The sequence below is a fragment of the Corynebacterium sp. 22-2729 genome (genome assembly GCF_053479475.1).
In genome coordinates, this window is the sequence record NZ_JBRBCA010000007.1 from 57,263 (window position 1) to 82,908 (window position 25,646).

The 25,646-nt window shown below is 58.2% G+C and carries 23 protein-coding genes; 20 read left to right on the forward strand and 3 right to left on the reverse strand.

Features of this window, described 5'->3' with window-relative positions; translation table 11 throughout:
* The first annotated feature begins 131 nt into the window (after positions 1-131).
* The 4 genes from glmM (at position 132) to ACUY2T_RS06515 (ending at position 3,723) form a co-directional block, all read left to right on the forward strand.
* Positions 132-1,475, forward strand: coding sequence for a phosphoglucosamine mutase (glmM, locus tag ACUY2T_RS06500; RefSeq protein ID WP_293790691.1), 1,344 nt, complete (start codon positions 132-134; stop codon positions 1,473-1,475).
* Positions 1,476-1,790: 315 nt separating this feature from the next.
* Positions 1,791-1,994, forward strand: coding sequence for a hypothetical protein (locus ACUY2T_RS06505; RefSeq protein WP_293790692.1), 204 nt, complete (start codon positions 1,791-1,793; stop codon positions 1,992-1,994).
* A complete protein-coding gene (locus ACUY2T_RS06510; RefSeq protein ID WP_448307999.1) occupies positions 1,991-3,475 on the forward strand; it encodes a hypothetical protein in 1,485 nt (494 codons plus the stop codon). The genes ACUY2T_RS06505 and ACUY2T_RS06510 overlap by 4 nt, the downstream gene beginning before the upstream one ends.
* A complete protein-coding gene (locus ACUY2T_RS06515; RefSeq protein WP_448308000.1) occupies positions 3,469-3,723 on the forward strand; it encodes a hypothetical protein in 255 nt (84 codons plus the stop codon). Before ACUY2T_RS06510 ends, ACUY2T_RS06515 begins: the two co-directional genes overlap by 7 nt.
* On the opposite strand, the gene ACUY2T_RS06520 is transcribed toward ACUY2T_RS06515, so the two are convergent.
* Complete coding sequence (locus ACUY2T_RS06520) at positions 3,720-4,595, reverse strand: dienelactone hydrolase family protein (protein WP_448308052.1); 876 nt, start codon at positions 4,593-4,595, stop codon at positions 3,720-3,722. The genes ACUY2T_RS06515 and ACUY2T_RS06520 overlap by 4 nt on opposite strands.
* Positions 4,596-4,656: 61 nt before the next feature.
* On the opposite strand from ACUY2T_RS06520, the gene glmS reads away from it, so the two are divergent.
* The 9 genes from glmS to groL all read left to right on the forward strand — a co-directional run bounded on the left by glmS (position 4,657) and on the right by groL (position 16,866).
* On the forward strand, positions 4,657-6,519 hold the full coding sequence (gene glmS / locus ACUY2T_RS06525) for a glutamine--fructose-6-phosphate transaminase (isomerizing) (RefSeq protein ID WP_448308001.1): 1,863 nt from the start codon (positions 4,657-4,659) through the stop codon (positions 6,517-6,519).
* 80 nt (positions 6,520-6,599) lie between these two features.
* The gene (gene alr, locus ACUY2T_RS06530) at positions 6,600-8,255 is read left to right on the forward strand and encodes an alanine racemase (protein ID WP_293790696.1); all 1,656 of its coding nucleotides are present in this window, start codon (positions 6,600-6,602) and stop codon (positions 8,253-8,255) included.
* A gap of 521 nt (positions 8,256-8,776) precedes the next feature.
* Positions 8,777-9,505 carry a hypothetical protein gene (locus tag ACUY2T_RS06535; RefSeq protein ID WP_293790697.1) on the forward strand — a complete coding sequence of 243 codons (729 nt, stop codon included), beginning with the start codon at positions 8,777-8,779 and terminating at the stop codon, positions 9,503-9,505.
* Between the two features lie 6 nt (positions 9,506-9,511).
* Positions 9,512-10,195, forward strand: coding sequence for a hypothetical protein (locus tag ACUY2T_RS06540; RefSeq protein ID WP_293790698.1), 684 nt, complete (start codon positions 9,512-9,514; stop codon positions 10,193-10,195).
* Positions 10,196-10,201: 6 nt separating this feature from the next.
* Entirely contained in the window at positions 10,202-11,638 is a 1,437-nt protein-coding gene (locus ACUY2T_RS06545) for a serine/threonine-protein kinase (protein WP_448308002.1), read from the forward strand.
* A gap of 90 nt (positions 11,639-11,728) precedes the next feature.
* Positions 11,729-14,209: a tRNA (adenosine(37)-N6)-threonylcarbamoyltransferase complex transferase subunit TsaD gene (gene tsaD / locus ACUY2T_RS06550; RefSeq protein WP_448308003.1), complete on the forward strand. Its 2,481-nt coding sequence runs from the start codon at positions 11,729-11,731 to the stop codon at positions 14,207-14,209.
* Positions 14,210-14,342: 133 nt separating this feature from the next.
* Positions 14,343-14,771 carry a hypothetical protein gene (locus ACUY2T_RS06555; RefSeq protein WP_293790701.1) on the forward strand — a complete coding sequence of 143 codons (429 nt, stop codon included), beginning with the start codon at positions 14,343-14,345 and terminating at the stop codon, positions 14,769-14,771.
* Positions 14,772-14,934: 163 nt separating this feature from the next.
* A complete protein-coding gene (gene groES / locus ACUY2T_RS06560; RefSeq protein WP_013889160.1) occupies positions 14,935-15,234 on the forward strand; it encodes a co-chaperone GroES in 300 nt (99 codons plus the stop codon).
* A 12-nt stretch (positions 15,235-15,246) separates the two neighbouring features.
* Positions 15,247-16,866: a chaperonin GroEL gene (gene groL / locus ACUY2T_RS06565; protein ID WP_293790702.1), complete on the forward strand. Its 1,620-nt coding sequence runs from the start codon at positions 15,247-15,249 to the stop codon at positions 16,864-16,866.
* Between the two features lie 137 nt (positions 16,867-17,003).
* On the opposite strand, the gene ACUY2T_RS06570 is transcribed toward groL, so the two are convergent.
* Positions 17,004-17,309, reverse strand: a complete 306-nt coding sequence (locus tag ACUY2T_RS06570) for a WhiB family transcriptional regulator (protein ID WP_293790703.1) — start codon at positions 17,307-17,309, stop codon at positions 17,004-17,006.
* Between the two features lie 456 nt (positions 17,310-17,765).
* On the opposite strand from ACUY2T_RS06570, the gene ACUY2T_RS06575 reads away from it, so the two are divergent.
* A complete protein-coding gene (locus ACUY2T_RS06575) occupies positions 17,766-18,395 on the forward strand; it encodes a sigma-70 family RNA polymerase sigma factor (RefSeq protein ID WP_448308004.1) in 630 nt (209 codons plus the stop codon).
* 41 nt (positions 18,396-18,436) lie between these two features.
* Positions 18,437-19,300: a hypothetical protein gene (locus ACUY2T_RS06580; protein WP_448308005.1), complete on the forward strand. Its 864-nt coding sequence runs from the start codon at positions 18,437-18,439 to the stop codon at positions 19,298-19,300.
* A gap of 11 nt (positions 19,301-19,311) precedes the next feature.
* Here the strand turns inward: ACUY2T_RS06580 and ACUY2T_RS06585 are convergent, their stop codons facing one another.
* Positions 19,312-19,701: a DUF5319 domain-containing protein gene (locus ACUY2T_RS06585; RefSeq protein WP_293790812.1), complete on the reverse strand. Its 390-nt coding sequence runs from the start codon at positions 19,699-19,701 to the stop codon at positions 19,312-19,314.
* A gap of 240 nt (positions 19,702-19,941) precedes the next feature.
* Between ACUY2T_RS06585 and guaB the strand changes: the two genes are divergently transcribed.
* The 5 genes from guaB to ACUY2T_RS06610 all read left to right on the forward strand — a co-directional run bounded on the left by guaB (position 19,942) and on the right by ACUY2T_RS06610 (position 25,613).
* Positions 19,942-21,477 carry an IMP dehydrogenase gene (gene guaB, locus ACUY2T_RS06590; protein WP_293790813.1) on the forward strand — a complete coding sequence of 512 codons (1,536 nt, stop codon included), beginning with the start codon at positions 19,942-19,944 and terminating at the stop codon, positions 21,475-21,477.
* A gap of 48 nt (positions 21,478-21,525) precedes the next feature.
* Positions 21,526-22,692: a GuaB3 family IMP dehydrogenase-related protein gene (locus ACUY2T_RS06595; protein ID WP_448308006.1), complete on the forward strand. Its 1,167-nt coding sequence runs from the start codon at positions 21,526-21,528 to the stop codon at positions 22,690-22,692.
* A 27-nt stretch (positions 22,693-22,719) separates the two neighbouring features.
* Positions 22,720-23,151 carry a hypothetical protein gene (locus ACUY2T_RS06600; protein ID WP_448308007.1) on the forward strand — a complete coding sequence of 144 codons (432 nt, stop codon included), beginning with the start codon at positions 22,720-22,722 and terminating at the stop codon, positions 23,149-23,151.
* 48 nt (positions 23,152-23,199) lie between these two features.
* Positions 23,200-24,789: a glutamine-hydrolyzing GMP synthase gene (gene guaA, locus ACUY2T_RS06605; protein ID WP_293790708.1), complete on the forward strand. Its 1,590-nt coding sequence runs from the start codon at positions 23,200-23,202 to the stop codon at positions 24,787-24,789.
* Between the two features lie 131 nt (positions 24,790-24,920).
* The gene (locus tag ACUY2T_RS06610) at positions 24,921-25,613 is read left to right on the forward strand and encodes a hypothetical protein (RefSeq protein ID WP_448308008.1); all 693 of its coding nucleotides are present in this window, start codon (positions 24,921-24,923) and stop codon (positions 25,611-25,613) included.
* The last annotated feature ends 33 nt before the right edge of the window (positions 25,614-25,646 follow it).

Here is a 25,646-nt window from a genome sequence, read left to right on the forward strand (position 1 = left end):
CCACGCTCCAGCCGAGCAGTTTTTCGGCCGGGACGTGGGGGTTTCCCTTTATAGAAGCATTTATGACAATTTGCTGATATCGGGAGTGGCACCCGCCAGACCGGCGGGGTCGCCGGGTAGAATTGCGCCCCATGGGTAAATTGTTCGGAACTGACGGCGTCCGTGGTCTAGCGAACAGGAAGCTGACTGCAACGCTGGCAATGAAGCTGGGTGCTGCCGCCGCGCGCGTACTGGTATCCAAGGAAGAAGTGGGCGGCCGTCGCCCTACCGCTGTGGTGGGGCGCGACCCGCGTGTATCGGGGGAGATGCTGACAGCGGCGTTGTCAGCAGGTATGGCATCGCAGGGTGTGGACGTGCTGGACGTCGGCGTGATCCCCACCCCGGCTGTCGCTTTCCTTACAGATGACTTCGGCGCCGACATGGGCGTCATGATCTCCGCTTCCCACAATCCGATGCCGGACAACGGCATTAAATTCTTCGCTGCGGGTGGCCGCAAGCTGCAAGACGACGTGGAGGATGAGATCGAGGCCACGATGCTGGATCTGCCGGAGACCGGCCCTAAGGGGGCAGCAATTGGACGAATTCTTGATGAATCCGCAGATGCACTAGAGCGTTACCTGGCTCATGTGGGCACGGCCATTAATCATCCGCTGGATGGAATTCGCGTGGTGGTGGACTGCGCCAACGGAGCAGCCTCGACTGCCGCGCCGGAGGCGTACCGCCAGGCAGGTGCGGATGTCGTGGCTATCCACAGCCGACCCAATAGCTTCAACATCAACGATGGAGTGGGATCCACTCACATTGAGGTTCTGCAGAAGGCTGTTCTGGAACACCAGGCGGATCTAGGGCTGGCCCATGATGGCGACGCAGATCGCTGTTTGGCTGTGGACTCCGAAGGAAACGTGGTGGATGGCGACCAGATTATGGCGATCCTGGCCGTGGCCATGAAGGAAAACGGTGAGCTGAAGCAGAACACCCTGGTGGCCACCGTCATGTCCAATCTGGGGATGAAGCTTGCCATGCGCGCCAACGGCATCAAGGTGCTGGAGACGCAGGTAGGTGACCGTTACGTGCTGGCCGAATTGTTGGCCTCTGATCTGTCGCTGGGTGGCGAACAGTCTGGGCACGTGATTATCTCCGAACATGCAACTACCGGTGACGGCACCCTGACGGGGCTTACGTTGATGGCGCGCATGGCGCAGACTGGCAAGCCGCTCTCCGAGCTGGCGAAGGTGATGACCGTTCTGCCGCAGACGCTGATTAACGTGCCGGTTGCAGACAAGACCGTGATCGCCGACGATGAGCGCGTTGTAGAAGCCATCGCCAAGGCAGAGGAGGACCTGGGAGATGCCGGACGCGTACTTCTGCGCCCCTCCGGTACTGAGGAATTATTCCGAGTGATGGTGGAAGCTGCAGACCCAGGGACGGCACGTCGCATTGCTGGGAAGCTGGCCGCCGTGGTTGCGGAGGTTTAGCGCCGTAGCTCTTTCCCACGGCTTTCTGCGGTTTCCCGCGAACCTTTTTTACATCCGCGCAGTCTAACTGTGTGGATGTTTTTGTTGTGCAGCGCCAATGTTGCGTGAATCGGGGCGAGTCTTCGAGCGGAACGAAGAACCCTTCGCCTGCAGGTTGCGTGTTTAGGGGATTGGCGGTGCCGGGGAGTTTCAAAAGGGGGAGTAAGAACAGTGGGAGAGCTACACATAGATCCACTATCGGCCGTTGATCAGGCGGGGAAGCTGCGGGAAGTACAACGGTGCTGGGCCGATCATTTGGGAGGGGTTCGTCCTTCCGTGCCAGCCTCAATCTTTGGAGCTGGCCTGCAGGATAAGGCCAAGCAGTTCCTATCACTGGTGGATCAGGGGCACACAGTCCGACTTAATCACGCGAAGCGTCTGGCAACTGCAGGGGATGACTTGGTGGGACTTGTCGGTCGAGTGGGGGATGCAGATATGGAGAGTTCCGCCAGCCTAAACGCAGGGGAGGGGTGGACATGACAGGCTCTTTGGATGTGCGTTTGCATGCTGCCCTCGGTATTTTGGCCAGCTTTGGGGGCCAGGTGGAAGGCGCGAAAACTGCGGCGTCATTTACCAACGGCATGAACCCCGAAGCGATTAGTGCCTCGCTTGGACCAGCGAGTAATGGCAAAGACAAAGCGCCTTCACTCGCAGGGCAGACTGACGATAAAGAGAGCTTCGATGGTGTGGCTGAAGGAAAGCCGGGAGAGGCCACGCGTAAGGCCGGCAAAGAGCAACTCAACCACGAGCGCTGTGTGCAGAACCGCTGCGTTGCTGTGCGGGACACTGCTGAAGTAATGGGGACTACATCGGAGTCCTCAGTAAGCACGATTGAAGGAATTGCGGAGAAACTCGAGTTCTTTGCAATTGCGTCGGGTGTCGTGGGATTCGTTGGAAAACCCTTGCTGGATCTGTTGGCAAAGGTGGCAGCGGAGGTGGCGGAGAACATTCTGCACAGTCGAAACAACTCCCTCGACCGGACGATTGACATGCTGATCGCAGATGCGAAACCCGCAGCAGAACCGGGTAATTCGCAGAGCCCGGTGTGTCATGATCCGACACCTCCAAAATTGAAGTGTCCCGAGGAGGTAAAGGAGCCACCAAAGTGTGAGCCTCCTGTGCAGCCTGCGCAGTGTACTCCGTTGACTCCACCTCCTCAGGCAGCAACGCCGGTGGTGACAGATCCGGTGCCTGCACCAGGGGTAGCTCCGGCTCAGATAGCCCTGCCGGAGACTAACCAAACACTGCTGCCACCGCCTCCGCCACCGGCGCCGGCACCGTTAGCTCCAGCAGCCCCATCGTTGCCGTTGGCGCCTCCACTTGCAGGTAGTTTGCAGATCAATGTGCAGGGAGTAGCGAAGCTCTGGGCGGAGATTGTGCAATGTGCGACGGAAGCATTTGCGCCCCCTGCGGAAAGCTGTCCGCCGACTATCTCTGTTCCGGAACCGGAACTGGAATCAGAACCAGAGCCGATGCCGCCAGCGGAGCATTCATCCCAGCACGAAGAATGCGCAGTGGAAAAGCACACATGTACGGCCTCAACGGAGACGGAAACTGAGCAGAAGCCGGAGTCCGCGCCCAAGCCAGAACCAGCACCGGAACCGGAACCGGACCCCAAGCCAGCACCGGAACCGGAACCGGACCCCAAGCCAGAGCCAGCGCCGGAACCAGAACCCAAGCCAGCGCCGGAACCTGCACCCAAGCCGGAACCGCACCGTTGCGAACCGCCCGTCTCAGAGCACAAGGGAACCGAACACAAGGTGCCATCTCCACCATCCGACCGGGGTGACCATAGTGAAACCAAGGATAAGCCGATCACACCTTCTAGTCAGTGGACCCCCGACGTCTGGGTATCAGCAGCAGGTACTGCGTCCATTGAGGTCACAGAGGCCTCCGTGGAGCTTGCGGGCGCCGGAACTGTGGCGGCGGGCGTCAACCTCGAAAGGAGCGGTGAGTGGTGACCCACAGAGAACAACTAGCAGCGCGCTACCAGCGCATCGTTGACGACTACATGGCCGAGGTCGAGGAATCCGTACGGGAGTTTGAGGAAACGCTCAAAGAATGCACGCGGCAGCTTGAAGAAGCGAAGAAAGCACAGCGCGAAGGCAAAGAAAACAAGACTGCTGCGCTTAGGGAACCCAGGAAAGAATCAAGCGGAAGCGCCCGAATCCACGGATCCCGCGGGATAAAGGGGAGAATCTTCGACTAGAAGATTTCCGCCAGACGCTCGTCCAGGTTTACGTTTTCCGGCAGGTTCTTGTACAGCTCATGCTGGGTGGATGTGCGAGTCTTTTTCAGCTCGGTGTGGCCATCGCGGAAAGACTTGTACTTGCCCTCGTGCTCGGCCAGTACGAAACCGGTCATCAGGCCACGTGCCAATTCCTGCTGGCTAAACTGCGGAAGGCCTGCGCCAAGTGCAAAATTGCGACCGTACTTCTCGTGGAAGCTGCTAGCGGAAGCACCCAGCAGTTCGCGATAGACAACGTCGCCACCCCAATGTGCGGCCATGCGCTTTGCATTGCCCTTAGGAGTCTCGCCCAAACGGCCGGCCTCCAGCACCAGGCCGGGAGCCTTCACATACTTTGCAGCCTCGGAAGCATCCGGGGAGCTATCAGCCGGGTAAACGGCCATCACGCCGGCGATGGTGGGTTGGGTGTCGTAGCCTTCGAGCTCGCTGCGGTGGCGACGACCCGTTGCGGCCAGCACTGCGGCGGAGGCACCCATGCCGTGGCCGGCGAGGTACAAGTCATTCGGCTGTACCGTCACGTTGCCGTTGCCCAGACGCACTCCGGCCAAGATCTGCAGGGCGGTCTCCAGATCCGCAGCGAAACCCCGGTGATTAGGAGTAAAGCCCTTTTCCGTGTCCGGTGCCGCCACCGCGAAACCCCAGCTGGCCAAGTGTCGAAGCGTTGCATGGTAGGAATCCACACCAACACGCCAATCGTGACCGAATGCGATGCCGGGGATGCCGTTACCTTCTGCCGGGGTGTACACACGCCCGGGGATTCCAGCGAAGTTCAGGTCGCCGACCATCACGCGGTGCGGGCCGCGCTTGCCCAAGCGAGTAATCAGGTTCTTCATCTTATCTGCCACAGCCCCACAGCTTACCGAAATCGATCGCCCATTGTGTATCGTCAGAGGCATGTGTGCAATCGTTGGCTACGTAGGTAACTCCGAAGCGCTCCAAATCGGGTTGGATGCGCTGGAGCGAATGGAATACCGCGGATACGACTCCGCTGGTATCGCAGTTGTCGAGCAGGGGTCCCTGCATCTGGAAAAGAAGGAAGGAAAACTGCAAAACCTCATCGACCGCATCGATGAGGTCGGCCGTGATTCCTTCCACGGTTCTTCCTGCATTGGCCACACCCGCTGGGCCACCCACGGTCGCCCGAATGACGTCAACGCACACCCGCACCGCTCCTACGATGGCAAGGTCGCCATCGTGCACAACGGCATCATTGAGAACTTCTCCACCCTGCGCGCCGAGATTGAAGCTGCAGGAATCGAGCTGCAGTCCGAGACAGACTCAGAGGTCGCAGCACACCTGTTGGCATTGGCATACAACGAGGGGGAGACGGCAGGAGACTTCCAGGCGTCCGCACTGAAGGTTCTTTCCCGCCTCGATGGTGCATTTACCGTGCTGTTCGTTCACGATGATCACCCCGGAACCATCGTCGCCGGCCGCCGTTCCACTCCGCTGATCGTCGGAGTGGGCGAAGGGGAAATGTTCCTCGGCTCCGACGTGGCGGCTTTCATCGACCGCACCAAGAACGCTGTGGAGCTAGGACAGGACAATGCGGTGGTTATCACCGCAGATTCCTACGGCATTTATGACTTTGCCGGTAACCCCGTGGAGGGCAAGCCTTTCACCATTGACTGGGATCTGGATGCCGCCCAGAAGGATGGCTTCGATTCCTTCATGATGAAGGAAATTCACGAGCAGCCCGCAGCCGTCCGTGACACCCTGGCCGGTCACTTCGATGGTCGTCGAATTGTCCTAGACGAGCAGCGCCTTTCCGACGAAGATCTGCGCGGTGTGGAAAAGGTGTTCGTCGTCGCCTGTGGCTCGGCCTACCACTCAGGTCTGCTAGCCAAGTACGCCATCGAGCACTGGGTGCGTTTGCCCGTGGAAATTGAGGTGGCCAGCGAGTTCCGCTACCGGGACCCAGTGCTGGATCAACGCACTCTCGTCGTCGCTGTTTCCCAGTCTGGTGAGACCGCAGACACTCTCGAAGCTGTGCGCCACGCAAAGATGCAGGGCGCCCGTGTCCTCGCAGTTTGTAACACCAACGGCTCCCAGATCCCGCGCGAGTCGGATGCCGTACTGTACACCCACGCCGGTCCCGAAATTGGCGTGGCCTCCACAAAGGCTTTCCTGGCGCAGGTTGCCGCCAACTACCTAGTTGGCTTGGCCCTGGCTCAGGCCCGTGGCACGAAGTATGCCGATGAGATCGCGGAGATCTACTATGCGCTGGAGGCAATCCCGGAAAAGATCGAGAAGACTCTGCATCTGCGCGAGCAGATCCTGGAACTCTCCAAGGAACTCGGCCCGGTGAAAACCATGCTGTTCCTGGGGCGCCACGTGGGCTTCCCGGTTGCGCTTGAGGGCGCGTTGAAGCTTAAGGAACTGGCCTACATCCACGCCGAGGGATTTGCCGCTGGTGAGCTCAAGCACGGTCCCATCGCATTGATCGAGGATGATCTACCCGTCGTCGTGGTCGTGCCCAGCCCGAATGGCCGTCCAGTGCTGCACTCCAAGATCGTGTCCAATATCCAGGAAATCCGCGCGCGCGGCGCCAAGACCATTGTGATTGCGGAGGAAGGCGACGAGGCTGTGCGCCCGTACGCCAACTGGCTGCTGGAGATTCCGGGTACTACGTCACTGATGCAGCCACTGTTGTCTACGGTTCCGCTGCAGTTCCTGGCCGCAGATATCGCTCGCGAGTGTGGCAACCAGGACATCGATAAGCCGCGAAACCTAGCCAAGTCCGTCACCGTCGAGTAACTCGAAGCTCATTCTTTGTGACGCCCCCCTGCCGTGCCCCCTTTCCCGGGATCCCAGGAGGGGTGGCTAAAGTTATGGACATGTCGGATCGTCACCTTGCGGAATTAGTCGTTGACCTGGATGCCATTGCGCACAATGTGCGGGTGTTCCGGGAAGCAGCGTCTCCCGCTGGTGTGATGGCGGTGGTGAAAGCCGATGCGTATAACCACGGGGTGGACAAAGTAGCGCCGGCAATGCTGGATGCCGGAGTCGAACAGTTGGGAGTGGCAACACTCGGGGAGGCCTTGCAACTGCGGGAGTTGTTGCGGGCAAAAGGGGAGCGCTATCGTCACGTCCCCATCACCGCGTGGATGTGGATGCCCACCGATGACCTAAGGGACGTTTTCGCCGAGGAGATCACCATAGGTATTCCCTCGTTGGCACATGCACGCACCCTGGTGGAGCAGGCCGTCCGCGCGGACGTGCCGGTGCGCGCATCCCTCATGGTGGATACAGGTCTGTCTCGTTCCGGGGTGAGTCCCGCCGAATGGGAAGCGACGGTGCAGCTGCTGGCCGCGCATACTGAACATGTGAACGTCACCGGTGTGATGAGCCATATGGCTAGCGCGGATGAGCCACAGTCACCGGCTAATGACCTGCAGGCTACCCGCTTTGCGGAAGCTATCAAGTTCTGCCGCGCCCATGGCTTGCAGGTGCCCCGCAATCACATTGCCAACACACCGGCTACGCTCAACCGTCCGGAGGTGCGCCACCAACTGGTCCGACCGGGCGTCGGGCTATATGGCATCGACCCGGCAGGGGCGGGCGTAGAGCTCAAAGAAGCGATGACGCTGCGCGCCCGAGTTATCACGACCCGTGTGGTGCCGAAAGGCGAGGGCGTGAGCTATAACCACACATGGCAGGCTCAGCGAGATACCCGCACCGCAGTGGTGGCGCTGGGCTACGCCGATGGGCTGCCTCGCAGCGTGTCGGGGACGATGCAGGTGACAATCAACGGGCGTGCATATCCGCAGATCGGGCGGGTATGTATGGATCAGATCGTGGTGGAACTCGGCTCGGCAGAAGAACCCACCGACGTGCAGCCGGGAGATTGGGCGGTGATTTTCGGCCCGGGTGGCACAAGTGTTGACGACTTTGCGGAGTTGGCGGGAACGATTAGCTATGAAGTGCTGACGATGCCACGCGGGCCTCGGATTGCGCGTGTCTTTAACGGTGGGGAGCCAGACTTTTCCGCGGACGGATCGTGCGACGTGGCCACTGCGGAGGACATGCGCCAATTGGGAAAACAACTTGGCGAGGTGCTGCAGGCAGGAACAGTCGTCGTGCTGTCCGGTCCGCTGGGAGCAGGGAAGACGACGCTGACTCAGGGACTGGCTTCCGGGCTCGGGGTGAAAGGGCGCGTGCAATCGCCGACTTTCACCATCGTACGAACCCACCGCGCTGGACAACGCGGTGTGGGACTGCTGCACATGGATGCTTATCGCCTGCTGGGGGCAGACGTGGACCAGGGAATCGAGCCTGGACGCCATATTGACCGCAACGAGGTGCTCGATGCACTTGAGAGTTTGGACATCGACGCAGACATCGATGATGTGGTTGTGGTTGCGGAGTGGGGGCGCGGAGTGGTTGAACCGCTGAGCGAAACTGTGCTGGATGTGCAGATCGAACGAGGTAGTGCGGCTGGCGATGAAGGCGACGCTGCCGACACCCGTACCGTGACATGGCGCTGGAAGTAGCCTGCGGGTGGCGGAAACCTGGCAATTCCTTAGGAAAAACTGGGGAATCTCTCGGGTAAGTTTGCTCCGGTGGGGGTTGGTGTGTAAGAATGGTTGACGAATCACCGTGAGGGGTGTTTCACAAGACGCTGGCACTGATGGGCCTGATCAACCCGCCAGGCGTACACCGTCCCTGAGAGGTTTACTGCGAGAGCCTCTCGGGGACTTCTTGTTTTTAGCGGTGCCGCCTTGAACGTGAGCTATTTATTATCAATGTCTGGGGAGCGCTCCCGACAGATCAACAAATGCACTTAAAAATGAGTAATCATGAGGCCGTGAGTTACCACATGGTTCTCAACAAACCAACCAAACAACAGCTGGATTCGTGGGCGCTGCAAACCCAAAATCCTGGGGAAGCTGCATACAGAGAAGGCTTTGGCTCAGGTTCGCTGCTTGAATCCGGTTGGGTTCCAGCAGTCTGCTCCGCGGTATGATTCCCAAGGGAGAATGTCTGCGATAAACACGTTTCGAGGAGAATGCACATGACTACTTCAAAGAAGTTGCTGGCTCTGGGAGTTGCGGCAATTACCACGCTTTCAATCGCGGCATGTTCAGAGGATGAAGCTCCGCAGGCGGAGCAATCGTTTGAGGTGCAATCTTCGACTGCAGAATCTTCTTCCCCGGAGTCCACGGGGTCTGAGTCAGAGACTCCTTCCGCTTCCGCCAAAAATGAGAAGGAAGCCGAGCCAACTTTGGTTGATCCTGCAAATTCGCTTGAGCTGAGCAATGGAAAATTTCGCTTAACCAAGGACGAAGCCGGCCCCGGTTCTCCGGAGGACATCGTCACCTCATATCCTGAAATGCCCGATCATGGTTTTTCGGAGCTGCAGGTAACCGTGCCACGAGCTGAGAGGAACGGGATCATGCAGTATAAGAAGGGTTCAAAACTAGAGCTTAAGATTGCTGCGGCTGATCTCTCAAAGGTCCCTTTTGAAGAAAGAGAATGGGCGGCTCTGGACTTCAAGCTGCTGGACGAAAGCGGTGCTGACGTCTTAAAGGGACAGAATGTTCGTCCCGAATGGTTGCCGGGCTATCAAAACGTAAATTACGATGAGATCAAGTTTGAGAATAAGGATATTAAGCTATCGGATTACGCTGAGGCGAATGTTGCTTATAACCTTGAAAAGGAGGGGAAATTCACCCTGGAAATCGAGGTTGCAATCCCGGGCTACAAGCCATTTAACATCAGTCAGCCTTTAGTTGTTGCCTAAGTCGAAATGTTAGCTGCCACTGATGGTTCACACCTCATCGTCGATGATTTGATCGGAACCCGCAAGGTTTTATCTCAAGCAGTTAGTGTGACTCTTGGCCGGGCATCTGAATTCCCCATTGGAGCAGACGACCCTGCTATGCATCGCGCTTTTCTGCATTTCTGGTGTGACCATGGAATGTGGATGGTGCGCAATGTAGGCAGTTTCATCTCGGCCACTATTCAGCCGTCCTATGAAACCAACACGTATTCACCGGTTCGTCTCACTCCGGGAACGCAGTGGCCCCTCCCTACAGGTACTAATTTCATTCTGTTCGCGACTAGAAACCTGCGGTATGAGATTGAAGTAACGGTTGCCCGACCAGTCGATTCCGTTCCGCAAATGAATACTCCCTTGGCCCCATTCACAATGGGGACATTTGATCCAAATATCGAGCAGCAGCAGGTGTTAGCTGCGCTAGCAGCGCCGCTTCACCGTGACCCTAGTGCAGATCCGCGCATTGTGGTTCCTTCTGTGAAAGACCTTGCATGCCAGCTAGGCTGGGGAGAAAAGAAAACTTCACAGAAGATTCAGTACATGGCGGAGACGTTGAAAAGGTTGGGTGTTCCACAGTTTCAAGATGGAGTGAACATCCCGTGGCGCATCGTACTTGCGAAGTTCGCGGCGGAAAATCCGCATTTGTACTCTTAATTCTACTTGCTCGTATTCACCATGTTCACCATGAATTTTTCAAAAGCCTCTGTCCCTGAAGACTTTTTAAATGACTTAAGTGCCTTGGGGTACTCGAACGTCCAACAGCTTGGACAAGGTGGTATGGGCACCGTATTTCGTGCTTACAAGCGAAATCTAGATCGGACAGTGGCAATCAAGGTTGTTTCCCAGGATCGTGTTTCTAACTCTGAATATGTCCAGAGGTTCCACGCGGAGATGCGCACCATGGCAGCGCTTGATCACCCTGCGATCGTTCCTGTGTACGACGGGGGAGTGACCACACATGGTTTTCCGTACTTCACAATGAAGTACATCGATGGTGAGAATCTTCATGACTTCTTACACCGACGTCGAGCATCGCGCCAGCTTCTTACCGTTCAGGAAGTTGTGCAGATTCTGGCTCCAATTGCCAGCGCGCTTGACTATCTCGCGGTGCTACCGAATCCTGTGGTTCATCGAGATATCAAACCGGCTAATATTTTGTTGCCCTCTTCAGGGATGAACGGTATTCCGGCTTTGCTAACGGATTTCGGTATTGCAATTGATCGAGAATCCACTCGTATGACTCGGGTAGGGATGCGTATCGGTACAGATGGATACATTGCACCCGAATTGTTGGTTACGAAAGACGTGTCGGAACCTCCGCAACCGGATGCGTTGAGTGAACAGTATTCCCTGGGCCTGGTTGCTTTTGAGCTGTTAACAGGCATTTACGTTCGTGGCTCCGTGACGTATGCACAGTGGGCTGTGAATCGACCAGTACCAGAGCTTAAAGGGCATTTGATAAACCCCGCGGATGCTTCACACGTTAAGAAGCTCAATGAGGTCTTCGCGAGAGTTTTGGATGGTAACCCGAAGAAGCGTTTTGCAACCGCCTCGGCCTTTATTTCTGCTTTGCGCTCCGCAGGAATGGAGCAGCAGTCAGCGCATGTGAAGCAAGGAGCGAAGCACAAAAGAGTTCCGAAGAAACTACTAGTGCTTGCCACGGCGGGAATGGTGGTGGTCGCGATAGCTGCAGCAATCATTTCTTATCTGACCGCGTCCCAATGGGAAGGGGAAGATGCAGTTTTAGCTGACACTTTCCCACACATCGTGAGCCAGAATTCCGGAGGAGAAGGATGGCAATCTACGTCGTGCGAACATCGAGAACCAAGTAGTGGAGAGCTTGCCCGTATTGCCTGTAACTCGGGTCAATTTAGCGTGGTTGTTGCTCACTTCGAATCGGTGGAGGCGAGGAATGCCGTGATACCAGTCGAAGGTGCTCAAACAATGAGATCAAGTCGATGCAGTGCGTTAACTATGCCGATGGGTTCGGATGATTCTGCCTACGGGGTGTTTCCACAAGGTGATCTGGCCGCCTACGGGTTTATTGTTTCTGGGGACAACGCTGAGGATCTGCGGTTGAAACTTCCGATCTGTTAGCTTCCTGCTACGTGTCGCCATTTTGTTGCACCAAGTCGTATTAGGGCATTAATTCGAGCTGACTACACAAGAAGCCTAAACTTGGTCACCATGATCAACGTGCTGGCCGTCGATACCTCCACCAATTACGTCACTTGCGGTGTTGTCCGCATTTCCGCCAACGGCCAAGTCCGTGTGCTGGCGGAGCGTCTGGCGGATAACGTTCGCGGTCACATGGAACTACTCGCCCCCAATATTCAGGCTTGCCTGGACGAAGCCTCGCTTTCCCCGCGTGATCTGCACACCGTTGTAGTCGGTACCGGTCCAGGTCCGTTTACGGGGCTACGGGTTGGCATGGCCACAGCTGCTGCTTTTGGCGACGCCCTCTCAATTCCCGTGCACGGAGTTCCCAGCGCAGCTGGCACCGTGTGGGAACACGTAGTCTCCCAGGTGGGTGCGAAGGCCTTCGGCGATTACCTCGTTGTTTCCGATGCACGTCGCCGGGAGTTTTACCACTCCCGGATCAGTTTTGTTCAGGGCGTAGCAGGGCAGTTGTGCTCAGAGGTGCAGGTTCCGGCTTCTGTCCACGCCCCCGATGTGGTGCTGGACATACAGCGACGCCTGGATCGCTGGCCTCTACGAGTCCTGAGTGCCTCGGCGGTGGCTGATCAGGTTCAGGAGCTATGCGGCTGCCAGGAAGGTTGCCAGGTGGAGAGCCTGGACGCTCACCCCACGCCGCGTGGCCTCGTGCTTGCTGCGTTGGAATCTCGTGGTTCAGTCCCTGGGCTGCTCACAGATGCTCCAGCGTTGCGGGCACTGTACCTGCGCCGTCCGGATGCGAAGGAGCCCACGGCGAAGGCGATTTCGAAGGCACTGGATTTCTCCCGAGTTGGGGATCCGTATTCGGAGGTAAGCGAGCCTGAAAGCATTGCGGGGGTTGCCACGGTGACTAATGCAGAGCCCGCTGTGGATGCTTCCCCTCATGGCGCCCGGGTACGCCAGCTCAAGGTCACTGACGCGCCGGCATGTGCAACCATTGAGCAGCGACTTTTTACTGAAGATTCCCCTTGGTCAGCCGATGCGTTCGTTAGTGAGATTGCTGCGCCGCATACGCACTGTCTTGGCCTGGAGGTCGCCGGTGAACTTGTCGGATACGCCATCCTCGCAGTTGGTGGCCCGGCGCACGATCCGGAAGGGGAGATCCACACCATCGGTATCCTTCCCGAGTGGCAGGGCAAGGGATTGTCCAAGCTACTCATGGATCCGCTCGTCACTATTGCCGACCGCTTGGGAGCCCCGATTTTCCTGGAGGTTCGCACCGACAATCAGCCCGCCGTTGGCCTCTACGAACGCTACGGCTTCGCCATCGAAGGCACGCGCAAAGACTATTATCAGCCTTCTGGGGCCGACGCCTTCACCATGGTGCGCCCTGGTTTTATTTCTGACGCCACCCCGGCTCCAGAGGCCGAAAATTCAGATCGACCTCGCTATATCCTGGGTGTCGAAAGCTCCTGCGACGAAACTGGCGTGGGGATTATCGCCAGCACCTCAGCTGCCGACGGCGCCGAACAGCTGGAGATCATCGCGGACAAAGTGGCTTCCTCGATGGAACAGCACGCCCGTTTCGGTGGGGTGGTTCCGGAGATTGCCTCCCGTGCTCACCTGGAGGCTATGCAACCGACGATGCGCGCCGCACTGGCGGAGACGCGCGCGAACGTCCCAGGCTTCCACGCTCCGGACGTGGTGGCTGCGACCGTAGGCCCTGGCCTTGCTGGTGCCTTGCTGGTCGGCGCCGCCGCGGCGAAGGCCTACGCGCTGGCGTGGGAGGTTCCTTTCTATGGGGTCAACCACTTGGGTGGACACGTGGCTGTGGGGACGCTCAGTGAAGGAGGCACGGTGGATACTACGGATACTACTGCCCCAGGTGAGGATCTCAACAATGCGATCGCTTTGCTGGTCAGCGGTGGGCACACGCAGATTCTCCACGTCACCGGCGTGGGTGCCCCGATGGAGGAGCTTGGCAGCACGCTCGATGACGCGGCAGGTGAGGCCTATGACAAGGTCGCTCGTTTGTTGGGGTTGGGCTATCCCGGAGGCCCTGTTATCGACCGTCTAGCGGCTGAGGGGAACCCGCAAGCTATAGCCTTCCCGCGAGGTATGATGCGCCAGCAGGACTCGCGTTATGATTTTTCTTTCTCGGGCCTCAAGACCGCCGTTGCCCGTTATGTCGAAAAGGCTGATAGGGAGGGTGCAAGCGTTCCGATCGAAGATGTGTGCGCTTCCTTCCAGGAGGCTGTGGTGGACGTCCTCGTCACCAAAGCTCTTCGTGCCTGCGAGGATAAGGACGCTCGTGTGATGTTGCTCGGCGGAGGTGTTTCCGCAAACAAGCGTCTAAGGGAAGCTGCTGCCACACGCTGCGGAGAAGTGGGCGTCACCCTAAAGATCCCGCAGACAAAGCTCTGCACCGATAATGGTGTGATGATCGCCGCACTGGCCGCGCGTCTGGTTGCTGCAGGGGAGGAGCCGAGTGGTTTGTCGACGCCTACAGATCCCGCACTTGACGTGGAAGAGCCTATCCTGCGGAATCCCTAGTTTGCTGGCAAAATGTGTCTTGACTGTGTAAATATTCACAGATTCTTCTTCCTTTGGTTTCTTGGGAGACTTCATCCGGTGCCGTGTAGACAGGTTCAGCGGCATCAATAAACTCACGAGTTAGGAGCTCACAATGGCACGCAGCATGCTGGTCACGCCCGATCTTCAGGCGCGGGAACTCGACATTGATCTTTCAGAAGCCGCCGATGTCTTGGGCGGTAGCGAGCACGATCGCCTGCACGTGGTGTTCGTGGAGAGCGGTCTGACGGTCGCTGCTATTTACTCCTCTGATGCGCGCAAGGTTGAGAACCCGGAGCCGAACCCACTGGCCTCCATGGGGCGTAAGGAGCAGGAGACTGGTGATTCCAGCTTCATTTCTGATCCAGCTCGCGCGATCATCGGCCCGGTACTCTTCGTCGGTGACGAAGGCGAAGACCTGACGGACGAAGATATCGAGTCTATCCACAACGGCATCCGCGCGGTTGAGAACTACAAGACGGATAATGCCAAGGATTACGAGCTGTGGCACAACGCGGTCATTAACCTGACCAAGGGTGTTTAGCACCGGGGTTTGTTGAGCGTTAGCACTTGCGAGGGTAGAGTGCCAGATAGGTTGTTTGACTCACAGTTGTTCACCCGCGACGACGGCTGTATCTGGAAAACCAACCGGCATAACAGTTCACAAGAGTGAAACCTACAGCTCGAATACACGGAGGTATTCAATCGTGGCTAACGTCAACATCAAGCCCCTTGAGGACCGCGTCCTCGTTCAGATCGTTGAAGCTGAGACGACCACCGCATCCGGCCTGGTCATCCCTGACTCCGCAAAGGAGAAGCCGCAGGAGGCAACCGTCATCGCAGTTGGCCCCGGCCGCTGGGCAGATGACGACGATCGCATCCCGATGGATGTAAAGGAAGGCGACACGGTCGTCTTCTCCAAGTACGGCGGCACCGAGCTGAAGTACAACGGCGAAGAGTACCTGCTGCTTAGCCAGCGCGACATCCTCGCAGTCATCGAAAAGTAAGCGGGTAGCTGCATGTCTAAACTCATCGCATTTGATCAAGAGGCCCGTGAAGGCCTACAGAAGGGCGTCGACGCCCTGGCGGACGCGGTGAAGGTGACCTTAGGCCCGCGCGGTCGAAATGTCGTGCTGGATAAGGCCTTCGGTGGCCCGACCGTAACCAACGATGGCGTGACCATTGCGCGCGACATTGACTTGGAGGACCCCTTCGAGAACCTGGGTGCCCAACTGGTGAAGTCCGTCGCCATCAAGACCAATGACATCGCCGGAGACGGCACTACCACCGCCACCTTGTTGGCTCAGGCCCTCATTAACGAGGGGCTGCGTACCGTGGCGGCAGGTGCTAACCCGATCGCTGTGAACCGCGGCATCGTGAAGGGGACCGAGCGTGTATTGGAGCTCCTACGCGAGCTGGCGCAGCCGGTTGCAGACAATGCCGCAATTGCCAACGTCGCCACCGTTTCTTCTCGCGACGAGAAGATCGGTGCCATGGTTGCCGATGCCTTTGACAAGGTGGGCAAGGATGGCGTTGTGACGGTTGAGGAGTCGCAGTCCATCGAAGACGAGTCCATCGTTACCGAGGGTGTCTCCTTCGACAAGGGCTACCTTTCCCCGTACTTCGTCACGGATCAGGAGACCGGCCACGCAGAGCTGGAGAACCCACTGATCCTGCTGGTGCGCGAGAAGATCTCCTCCCTTCCGGACTTCCTGCCGGTGCTGGAGAAGGTTGCTAATTCCGGTAAGCCGCTGTTGATCGTGGCGGAGGATATCGAAGGCGAGCCGCTGCAGATGCTCGTGCTGAATGCCATCCGCAAGTCGCTGAAGGTCGCCGCCGTGAAGTCTCCGTACTTCGGCGATCGTCGTGCGGCATTCATGGACGATCTGGCAATCGTCACCGGCGCTACCGTTATCGATAGCGAGCTGGGACACAAGCTCTCCGAGACCACCTTGGAGCAGCTGGGCACCGCGCGTCGCGTGAACATCACCAAGGAAGAGACCGTACTGGTCGATGGTGCTGGTTCTGCAGAGGCTGTCGAAGAGCGTCGCAACCAGATCCGTGGTGACATTGAGCGCACTGACTCCTCCTGGGATAAGGAGAAGTTCGAGGAGCGCCTGGCAAAGCTCTCGGGTGGCGTTGCTGTCATCCGTGCTGGTGGCGCAACTGAAACCGAGGTTAACGAGCGCAAGCTGCGCATCGAGGATGCGATCAACGCAGCCCGTGCTGCGAGCCAGGAAGGCGTAATTGCTGGCGGTGGCTCCGTGCTGGTGCAGATCGCTACCGAGATCGAAGAGATGTCTCGCCAGGCTGAAGGCGACGAAAGTATCGGCCTGCGCTCCTTGGCTCGCGCCCTGCGCCGTCCAGCGTTCTGGATCGCGGACAATGCCGGTCTCGACGGTGCTGTAGTAGTTGCCCGTACCGCCGAGCAGCCGAATGGCTCTGGCTTTAACGCCGCTACCCTGGAGTACGGCAACCTGCTGGAACAGGGAATTATTGATCCGGTTAAGGTCACCCACTCTGCGGTGGTGAACGCAACGTCCGTTGCCCGCATGGTGCTGACCACCGAAACTGCTGTGGTGGATAAGCCTGCAGAGCCTGCTGCTAATGCAGGCGCACACGCAGGCCACGTGCACTAACCACTGCGAACCTGCCTAAAGCTAGCAAGGCAGATAAACAAAAAGAGGATGCTTCCCAGGATGTTGGGAAGCATCCTCTTTTTGCGTTGTGCACAGCGTGGATGATTGTGAAGCTTAAAAGATGTGGCGTAGTGGCCTTAGGAGGCTACGCGGCGGCCACGGTTGCGGGAAGTGGGGCGCAAGATTGCGTCGCGCTCAGATTCACTGAGGCCACCCCAAATGCCATAGGGCTCGCCCACGCTGAGGGCGTGGTTACGGCACTGCTCAATGACAGGGCACTCGCGGCAGATGGCCTTGGCACGGTGTTCACGCATGGCGCGAGCACGGCCACGCTCGCCGTCCGGGTGGAAGAAGACGGAAGAATCGGCTCCACGGCATGCGCCGTGAAGCTGCCATTCCCAAGTCGACGATGCTGGTCCCGGAAGCTGGCTGGGCTGTGGCATTAGGTGGAAACTCCTCGTGAAAAAGTCAGATGCTCACTTGTAGTGACGTCAGAGAGGTTCCAATCCTTAAGTAAATTTTAGGTAAAGGGTTGGTGCCCTGCGGGTGTCGGAAAGCTGTTTTGCTATACATTCTCCGAAAGTCTGTAGCTATTAACCTGCGGAAATACGATTAGTTGAACAATTGATTAACTTGTTTCGTCGCCACGCCCAGATTCCCCCAAAGGGGGCTAAGAAAAATCCTGTACTGCCGTTTCCCACTACGGGTGCGCAGCCCCGGTGCGGCTGAGCTAGAAGAGAGAGGGAAGGAAAAGGAGGGGAGGAGATGGGGAGACAGTGGGAGGTAAAGATTGGGAAAACTCAGGAAATTGGGAACATGGGTCGGGTTTAATTGATTGCACGCGTGTGAGGAGTATTCGAACAGTCCCTCCCTAACCGATCCGGGACTGTCGGCGCGGTGTGATAGTTTCAACCCACATTGGTATTGACATTCGAAAGCTTGACGGAGAAGAGGCGATGGCGGCAGCTTGGAATGCTGATAAGGAGATTCAAGATCTCCTGCCGGCGGCCATTGCACGGGACCGCCGGGCGGCTAATGACCTTATTAAGCTCATTTACCCCAGGGTGGTCGTATTCTGCCGTAGTAAGTTGAGCTCTCATGGCTATCCGACGCCTGAGGATGTCGCTCAGGACGTGTGCATCGCGGTAGCTAAGGCGCTGCCACGTTATCAAGACACCGGCGCGCCGTTTATGGCTTTTGTCTACCAAGTGGCGCGGAACAAGATTACGGACGCCTATCGCTCGCGCCAGCGGGACATGTCCGATCCGGCGGAAGAGCTTCCGGAGGAAGAATCTTTCCAGGATTCCCCCGAAGAGGTGTATTTGAGTCAAGATTCGTGTAACGACTTGGTTAAAAAGCTCGATATTCTGAGTGAGAAATCAAAAGAAATTCTTCTCCTCCGCGTGGTGCACGGCTACACAGCGGAAGAGACCGCGGAGATTGTAGGATCGAAGCCCACCGCCGTCCGGGTAGCGCAGCATAGGGCAGTGGCGAAGCTGAAGAAACACGGGATCATCCAAAGTAGGTAGTTACCTTCAAGTGATTTCAATAAAGAAAAGGGTTTAACGCCATGGCACAGAATGACGACTTCTGGGGAGACGAGGAGAGTTTCTCCTCGATCCTGGACTTGGATCGCATTCTCGATGCGATCGGTCGGGGGGAGTTGATCCCGAAAACTGAAAGCTTCGACTCCAACGATCCATTGTTTGCCGAGCTGGTTGCGACCCGCGAAGCGCTCCATCGGGATATTCCACCCGCACCGGACGTAAGCTTCCTCTTCCCGGACGAAGAACCCGAGTTGGCTGACGGTACGACCGGCCAGAATTCTCGTTTGCTGCGCACAGGTGCGAAAGCCGCAGCAGCTGGAGGTGTGTCCTTGACCAGCATGTTGGTGGCTGGTGGTGTGGCTGCCGCTTTGGCAGTTGGCGGCCTAGGGTATGCGGCATATTCCAATTCTCAAGGAGCACATGTAAAGCACGAGGAATCGGCCGAGAGGGGGTCGGCCGAGGCGCTGGACTCCAGCGGTGTCGGTGAAGATGTCTCCGGCGGACAAGAGGGCGTCCTAAAGGAAGAGAACATCGCAGATAAGACCGACCGCGACGATAAAGACCGCGAAAAGGATAAGAAAGACAAAAAGGAAAAGGACGAGGCGGACAAGTCTACTGTCACCGAGTCCCGAGCTCCGCTCACCACCGTGGAGGAAATCCCGACCACCACTATTATTCTGGGCGGAACTGAATCCTCCATGCAGCCGGAGCCAGGTCTGCCAGTCGGCCCGATCGCGCCTACGAAGCCCAGTGAGCCAGTGGCTACGCCTCACCCGGAGAAGCCGACGCCGACCGCCAAACCCACGGTGTCGCACCCAGAGCCACGACCTACATTGGATGGCTATAGCGCGCCCGTAGATGCCCCAGCTCCGATTGAGGGCAGCTAACTTACTTACCCCTACAGAAACGGCGGGCGCAGGCCGTGGAACGCGAAATCGATAGCGTCCGCGTAGCCCAGGCAATAATCCCAGGTCACGTAATTATTTGGATTTGGCTGTGCCGATGGTTCGTGCACAGGGACAAGCTCATTGTTGAGCATCGTCGTGATATTCGACTCGATGATGTCCCAATCGTAGAAGTGCGTATCCTCGCAGTCCTCACACAACATCGCCACGCCACGAATCCCACGGGGCTCCAGCAGCTTGCGGAAATCACGGACATTTTTCAGATCTTCCCGCAGAGCCTGAACCTCGTCGGGAGACAGCGGCGGCACAGCTCCGTCGAACTCGTCAGGATCCAGGAAAGACGCTGGGTCATTGGGATCATCAGCGAAAGGATCCGGCGGCATTTGATCGTGGTTAAAGCTCACATCAACACCGTACCCTGTGGTCGGTGGTGGAAAGCAAAAACACGATTGGATTCGAGCCAGGGTCAGTACCCAACCCCGGGAAACAAAAATGCGCCTCAAGGGGTTATTCTGTAGTACATCGGCGAGAAGACGGCGAGAACTCCCTGGTGAGCAATCCCGGTGAGTTTGAGTAGCAGAAAATTCTAAAGGAAGGTCGGGCAACCCGTGACAAACCCTGAGATGAACGCGAACACCTACCCAGTTTCCACCGGTGGCGACGACCCCAACAAGGTTGCTCTGGTCGGACTGACCTTCGACGATGTCTTGTTGCTGCCCGCAGCGTCTGAAGTGATCCCCTCCGGAGTGGATACCGCCACCCAGTTCACCCGCAACATCAACTTGAACATTCCCGTGGCTTCCGCGGCAATGGATACGGTGACGGAAGCTCGCATGGCAGTAGCCATGGCTCGCCACGGTGGCATCGGCGTGCTGCACCGTAACCTCTCCATCGAGGACCAGGCACAGCAGGTAGAAATCGTGAAGCGCTCCGAGGCCGGCATGGTTACCGACCCAATCACCGCTTCCCCGGACATGACCATCCAACAGGTGGACGAGCTATGTGCTCGCTACCGCATCTCCGGCCTGCCTGTGGTGGACGATGAAGGCGTGCTGGTGGGAATCCTCACGAACCGTGATATGCGCTTCGAGACTGACTTCAGCCGCAAGGTCTCCGAAGCCATGACCCCCATGCCGCTGGTTGTCGCCCAGGAAGGCGTATCTGCCGAAGCTGCCCTCAGCCTGCTGTCTGAGCATAAGGTGGAAAAGCTGCCCATCGTCGATGGTGCAGGCAAGCTGACTGGCCTGATCACGGTGAAGGACTTCGCAAAGCGCGAGCAGTACCCGCTGGCTGCCAAGGATTCCTCTGGTCGCCTGCTGGCCGCTGCAGGCATTGGTACTGGCGAAGATGCATGGACCCGTGCTGGCAGCCTCGTAGATGCTGGCGTGGACGTGCTGATTGTCGACACCGCCCACGCACACAACCGTGGCGTGCTGGACATGGTTTCCCGCGTGAAGAAGGAGTTCGGCGACCGCGTCGACGTCGTCGGCGGCAACTTGGCTACTCGCGAGGCCGCACAGGCCATGATCGAGGCAGGCGCTGACGCTATCAAGGTCGGTATTGGCCCCGGCTCCATCTGCACCACCCGCGTTGTTGCCGGTGTTGGTGCTCCGCAGATCACGGCCATCATGGAGGCCTCCGTGCCGGCCAAGAAGGCAGGCGTGCCGATCATCGCCGACGGTGGCATGCAGTTCTCCGGGGACATCGCCAAGGCACTGGCCGCCGGCGCATCCACCGTCATGCTGGGCTCCATGCTCGCCGGCTCCGCTGAGACCCCCGGTGAGATCGTGACCATCAACGGCAAGCAGTACAAGCGCTACCGCGGCATGGGCTCCATGGGTGCGATGCAAGGGCGCGGCCTTACCGGCGAGAAGCGCTCCTACTCCAAGGATCGTTACTTCCAGGCAGATGTGAAGTCCGAGGAGAAGCTGGTGCCGGAAGGTATCGAGGGGCGCGTCCCCTTCCGCGGTTCCATCAGCTCCATCCTGCACCAGCAGGTCGGTGGCCTGCGCGCAGCGATGGGCTACACGGGCGCGGCGACGATCTCGGAGCTGCAGAACGCACGATTTGTACGCATCACCGGTGCAGGCCTGCGTGAGTCCCACCCGCACGACGTGCAGGGCATCATGGAAGCTCCGAACTACAACCCGAATCGCTAAAACCCAGCCTTAGCTAGTCAGAGCACACTTTTTAGGAGTGACACCCTCATGCAGGAATATGTGGACATCGGACGCTCGCGCACCGCGCGCCGGGTGTATGGCCTGAACCAGATCGACATCGTTCCCTCGCGGCGTACCCGCAGCTCGCACGATGTAGACACGTCGTGGAAGATCGATGCATATTCGTTCGATATTCCACTGATGTCCCACCCGACCGACTCGATCGTTACTCCTGAATTCGCTATCGAGTTCGGCCAGCTGGGCGGTCTGCCAGTAATCAACGCCGAAGGCCTGTGGGGTCGCGTGGAAGATCTGGACGCTGCCCTGCGCGGGGTCGTTGAAGCTGCCCAAAAAGCCGATGCTGCCCTGTTCGACGAGGAAGGTGTGGACGCCACCTCGGACTCCGGTATCTTCGGCGCCAACGCGGAGCTACAGCGCCTGCATTCCCTGGAGCTCAATGTGGATCTGCTGCAGGAGCGCCTGAACCAGGTGCGGGAATCGGGCGTGCGTTTTGCCGTCCGAGTTTCCCCACAGAACGCCCGCGAACTAGCTCCGGTGCTGATTAAGGCCGGTATGGATTTGCTGGTGGTGCAGGGAACCTTGGTCTCCGCCGAGCACGTGCACCGCGATGGTGAGCCACTGAATCTGAAGGAGTTCATCGGCAGCCTGGACATTCCAGTCATCGCCGGCGGCGTGGTGGATTACACTACCGCAATGCACTTGATGCGCACGGGCGCCGCTGGTGTGATCATTGGCTCCGGCCACACCACCAATAACGAGTCCCTGGGTATCGATGTGCCGATGGCTACTGCCATCGCCGATGCGGCTGCTGCGCGTCGTGACTACCTGGATGAGACGGGTGGCCGTTATGTGCACATCATCGCCGACTCTTCGCTGACCCGTTCCGGCGACGTGGCAAAGGCCATCGCCTGCGGCGCTGATGCGGTGTCTCTGGGCCTGCCCTTGGCTACCGCAGCTTCTGCAGGCGCCCCGAACTGGTACTGGCCATCCACTGCAGGTCACCCGCAGTTGCCGCGCGGTGTGGTGGAAGAAGTTGGCCTGGGTGAGCCACAGCCATTGAAGACCTTGCTTTTTGGTCCGACCTCCAACCCAGTTGGCGATGAAAATATTATCGGTGCTCTGCGTCGCTCGATGGCAAAGTGTGGCTACACGGATATCAAGAGCTTCCAAAAGGTCGACCTGGTCGTTCGCTAAGAAAAAGAAAGAACATAACTGATCCGCATGAAGATTTCCCAGTGGTGGCAGCGCACAACTGACCGGTTGCCGATGCAACTAGCGGTGCTGTCGTGGGCGTCAATAATAATCGGCGTGATCGGCATCATCGCCACGATCGTGCTCTACCTGGGCTACCAGCCGCAGCATGGCGACGAGACAGTGAAGATGAACGTCGGCGCGACTGGCGTGATGGTGGGGCTGTATTTCTTCGCCTTCGTGTTGTTCGGGGCGATGATTATTCAGGGGCGCACATGGGGTGTGTCGGGGCTGGTGCTCACGCACGTCACTTTGGTGCTGATTACGATTACGGTGATCCAGTCGGGAGTGTTCTGGCTGGCGGCAATCTTCGGGGTGGTGGCAGCGGTATCGTTGGCGCTGATTTTCTCTCCGCCGTCGATGGATTGGTACAAGCAGCGTTTCGCGGATAACCGGGGGTAGCGCCACCGGTGTGCTGCGCGGGGTGGACGTGCGTTAAGGTTAGGAACTGTGACTCAACAAGACCCAGCTGCCGCCGCTCCACGGCCCGTGCTTGTCGTGGATTTCGGTGCGCAATACGCACAGCTCATTGCCCGCCGTGTGCGCGAGGTTAACCTGTATTCCGAGGTCATCCCGCACACCATGTCTGCCGAAGAGGTTGCCGCGAAGAACCCTGCGGCTCTGATTCTTTCCGGTGGTCCTTCTTCTGTTTACGCGGATGACGCCCCCTCGCTTCAACCCGGACTGTTGGAACTGGGCGTGCCGGTATTCGGTATCTGTTATGGATTCCAGGCGATGACTCAGGCCATGGGTGGCACCGTTGCAAAGACCGGCCAGCGTGAATACGGACGTACCGAGCTGCAGATTCAATCGGAAGCTGGCGTACTCCACGCAGACATGGGCAGTAACCAGCAGGTGTGGATGAGCCACGGCGACTCCGTATCTGTGGCCCCGGAGGGCTTTACCGTGACCGCCCGCACCGAGGGTGCGCCGGTGGCTGCCTTCGAATGCCCGGAAAAGCGCATGGCGGGTGTGCAGTACCACCCAGAGGTGCTGCACTCTCCGAAGGGGCAGGAGGTGCTGCGCCGCTTCCTGCTGGAGACCGCAGGCCTGGAGCCGACGTGGACCGCGGGCAACATTGCCGAGCAGCTTATCGAGCAGGTACGCGAGCAGATCGGCGACGAAGGACGCGCGATTTGTGCCCTGTCAGGAGGCGTGGATTCCGCGGTGGCCGCTGCGCTTGTGCAGCGCGCAATCGGTGATCGCCTGACATGCGTATTCGTAGACCATGGCCTGCTGCGCGCCGGTGAGCGCGAGCAGGTGGAGAAGGACTTTGTGGCTGCCACCGGCGCGAAGCTGGTGACGGTGGATGAGCGCGAGGCATTCCTGAACAAATTGGCCGGTGTGAGCGAACCAGAGGCAAAGCGTAAGGCTATTGGCGCGGAGTTTATCCGCTCCTTCGAGCGCGCCGTTGCCGGTGTGCTGGCCGATGCCCCGGAGGGGGCCAGTGTGGACTTCCTGGTACAGGGCACTCTGTACCCGGATGTTGTGGAATCCGGTGGAGGCACTGGTACCGCAAACATCAAGAGCCACCACAACGTCGGCGGCCTGCCGGACGATGTGGAGTTTGAGCTGGTAGAGCCACTGCGCCTGCTGTTCAAGGACGAAGTACGTGCAGTGGGTCGCGAGTTGGGTCTGCCGGAGGAAATCGTAGCGCGCCAGCCATTCCCGGGACCAGGCTTGGGCATCCGCATCATCGGTGAGGTAACCGAGGAGCGTTTGGAGACTTTGCGCGCTGCCGACGCGATTGCCCGCGCGGAGCTGACTGCCGCTGGCTTGGATGACGTGATCTGGCAGTGCCCGGTGGTGCTGTTGGCAGATGTGCGTTCCGTGGGCGTGCAGGGCGACGGGCGCACCTATGGTCACCCGATCGTGCTGCGTCCGGTGTCCAGTGAAGATGCAATGACTGCGGACTGGACGCGCATTCCTTTCGATGTGCTGGAGAAAATCTCGACGCGTATCACTAATGAGGTGGAGGAAGTAAACCGCGTTGTGCTGGATGTAACCAGCAAGCCGCCGGGAACCATTGAGTGGGAGTAAGAAAAACTTCCGGAATTCTTATTTTGCGCCTCAAACTAGGTTAAGCTGTACCGCATAGTCATTTTGCATGGCTATGCAAAAGTTGGGTTTTCATTTCTATTTCGCATTTCCCATAGAAAAGGTACATATCTATGACTTCCAAGTTTGTTCGTAGCGCAACTGCCATCGCTGCAGCATCTGCATTGGCTTTCGGTGGGGTAAGTGTTGCTTCTGCAGCTCCGGCTGGTTCCCTAGGTGGACTGGTTGGCTCCCTTGGTGGCAAGAAGGATCTGGATGTTCCGCAGGGTGCCAAGGTTAAGCTGGGTAACCTTGGCGGTCCGGCCTTTAATGTTGATCTGTACAAGCAGGTTCACGGTGCGACTACCGTTGCTCCGGGGGCTACTGTAAAGACTCGCGTTGAGGTTCAGGGCGTCAAGGGTAAGACCACCGTTAACGAGATTATTGAGTGGATGCCTAAGGGGTTCCAGCTGCTCAAGGTTGAGCGTATTAAGGGAAGTCTGATCGGCGGTGACTCTGTCCACGAGCTGGGGCAGAGCGAGTATGCAGTGACTCAGAACAAGGACAAGACCGAGGTTCATGTTTCCTGGGAGGAAGGGCTGCTGATCAAGCACAAGCCCACTGTTGATACGGCCACTCCGCTGCTGCTGGACTTCACGTGGAAGGTTCCAGAGAAGGAAGGCACCTACAAGAACGGTGCTGGACTAAAGGTTGGTGCTGTGGTTAATAACTACAAGGTCTTCGACAATGGCACTCCGATTGTCGTGAAGAAGGGCACTGCTCCGTCTGGCTCGGGTGCTTCCGGCTCCTCGATCTCCGGCTCTTAACTTAAAGCCGAGAACTTTTCGGCCCGTCTCCGC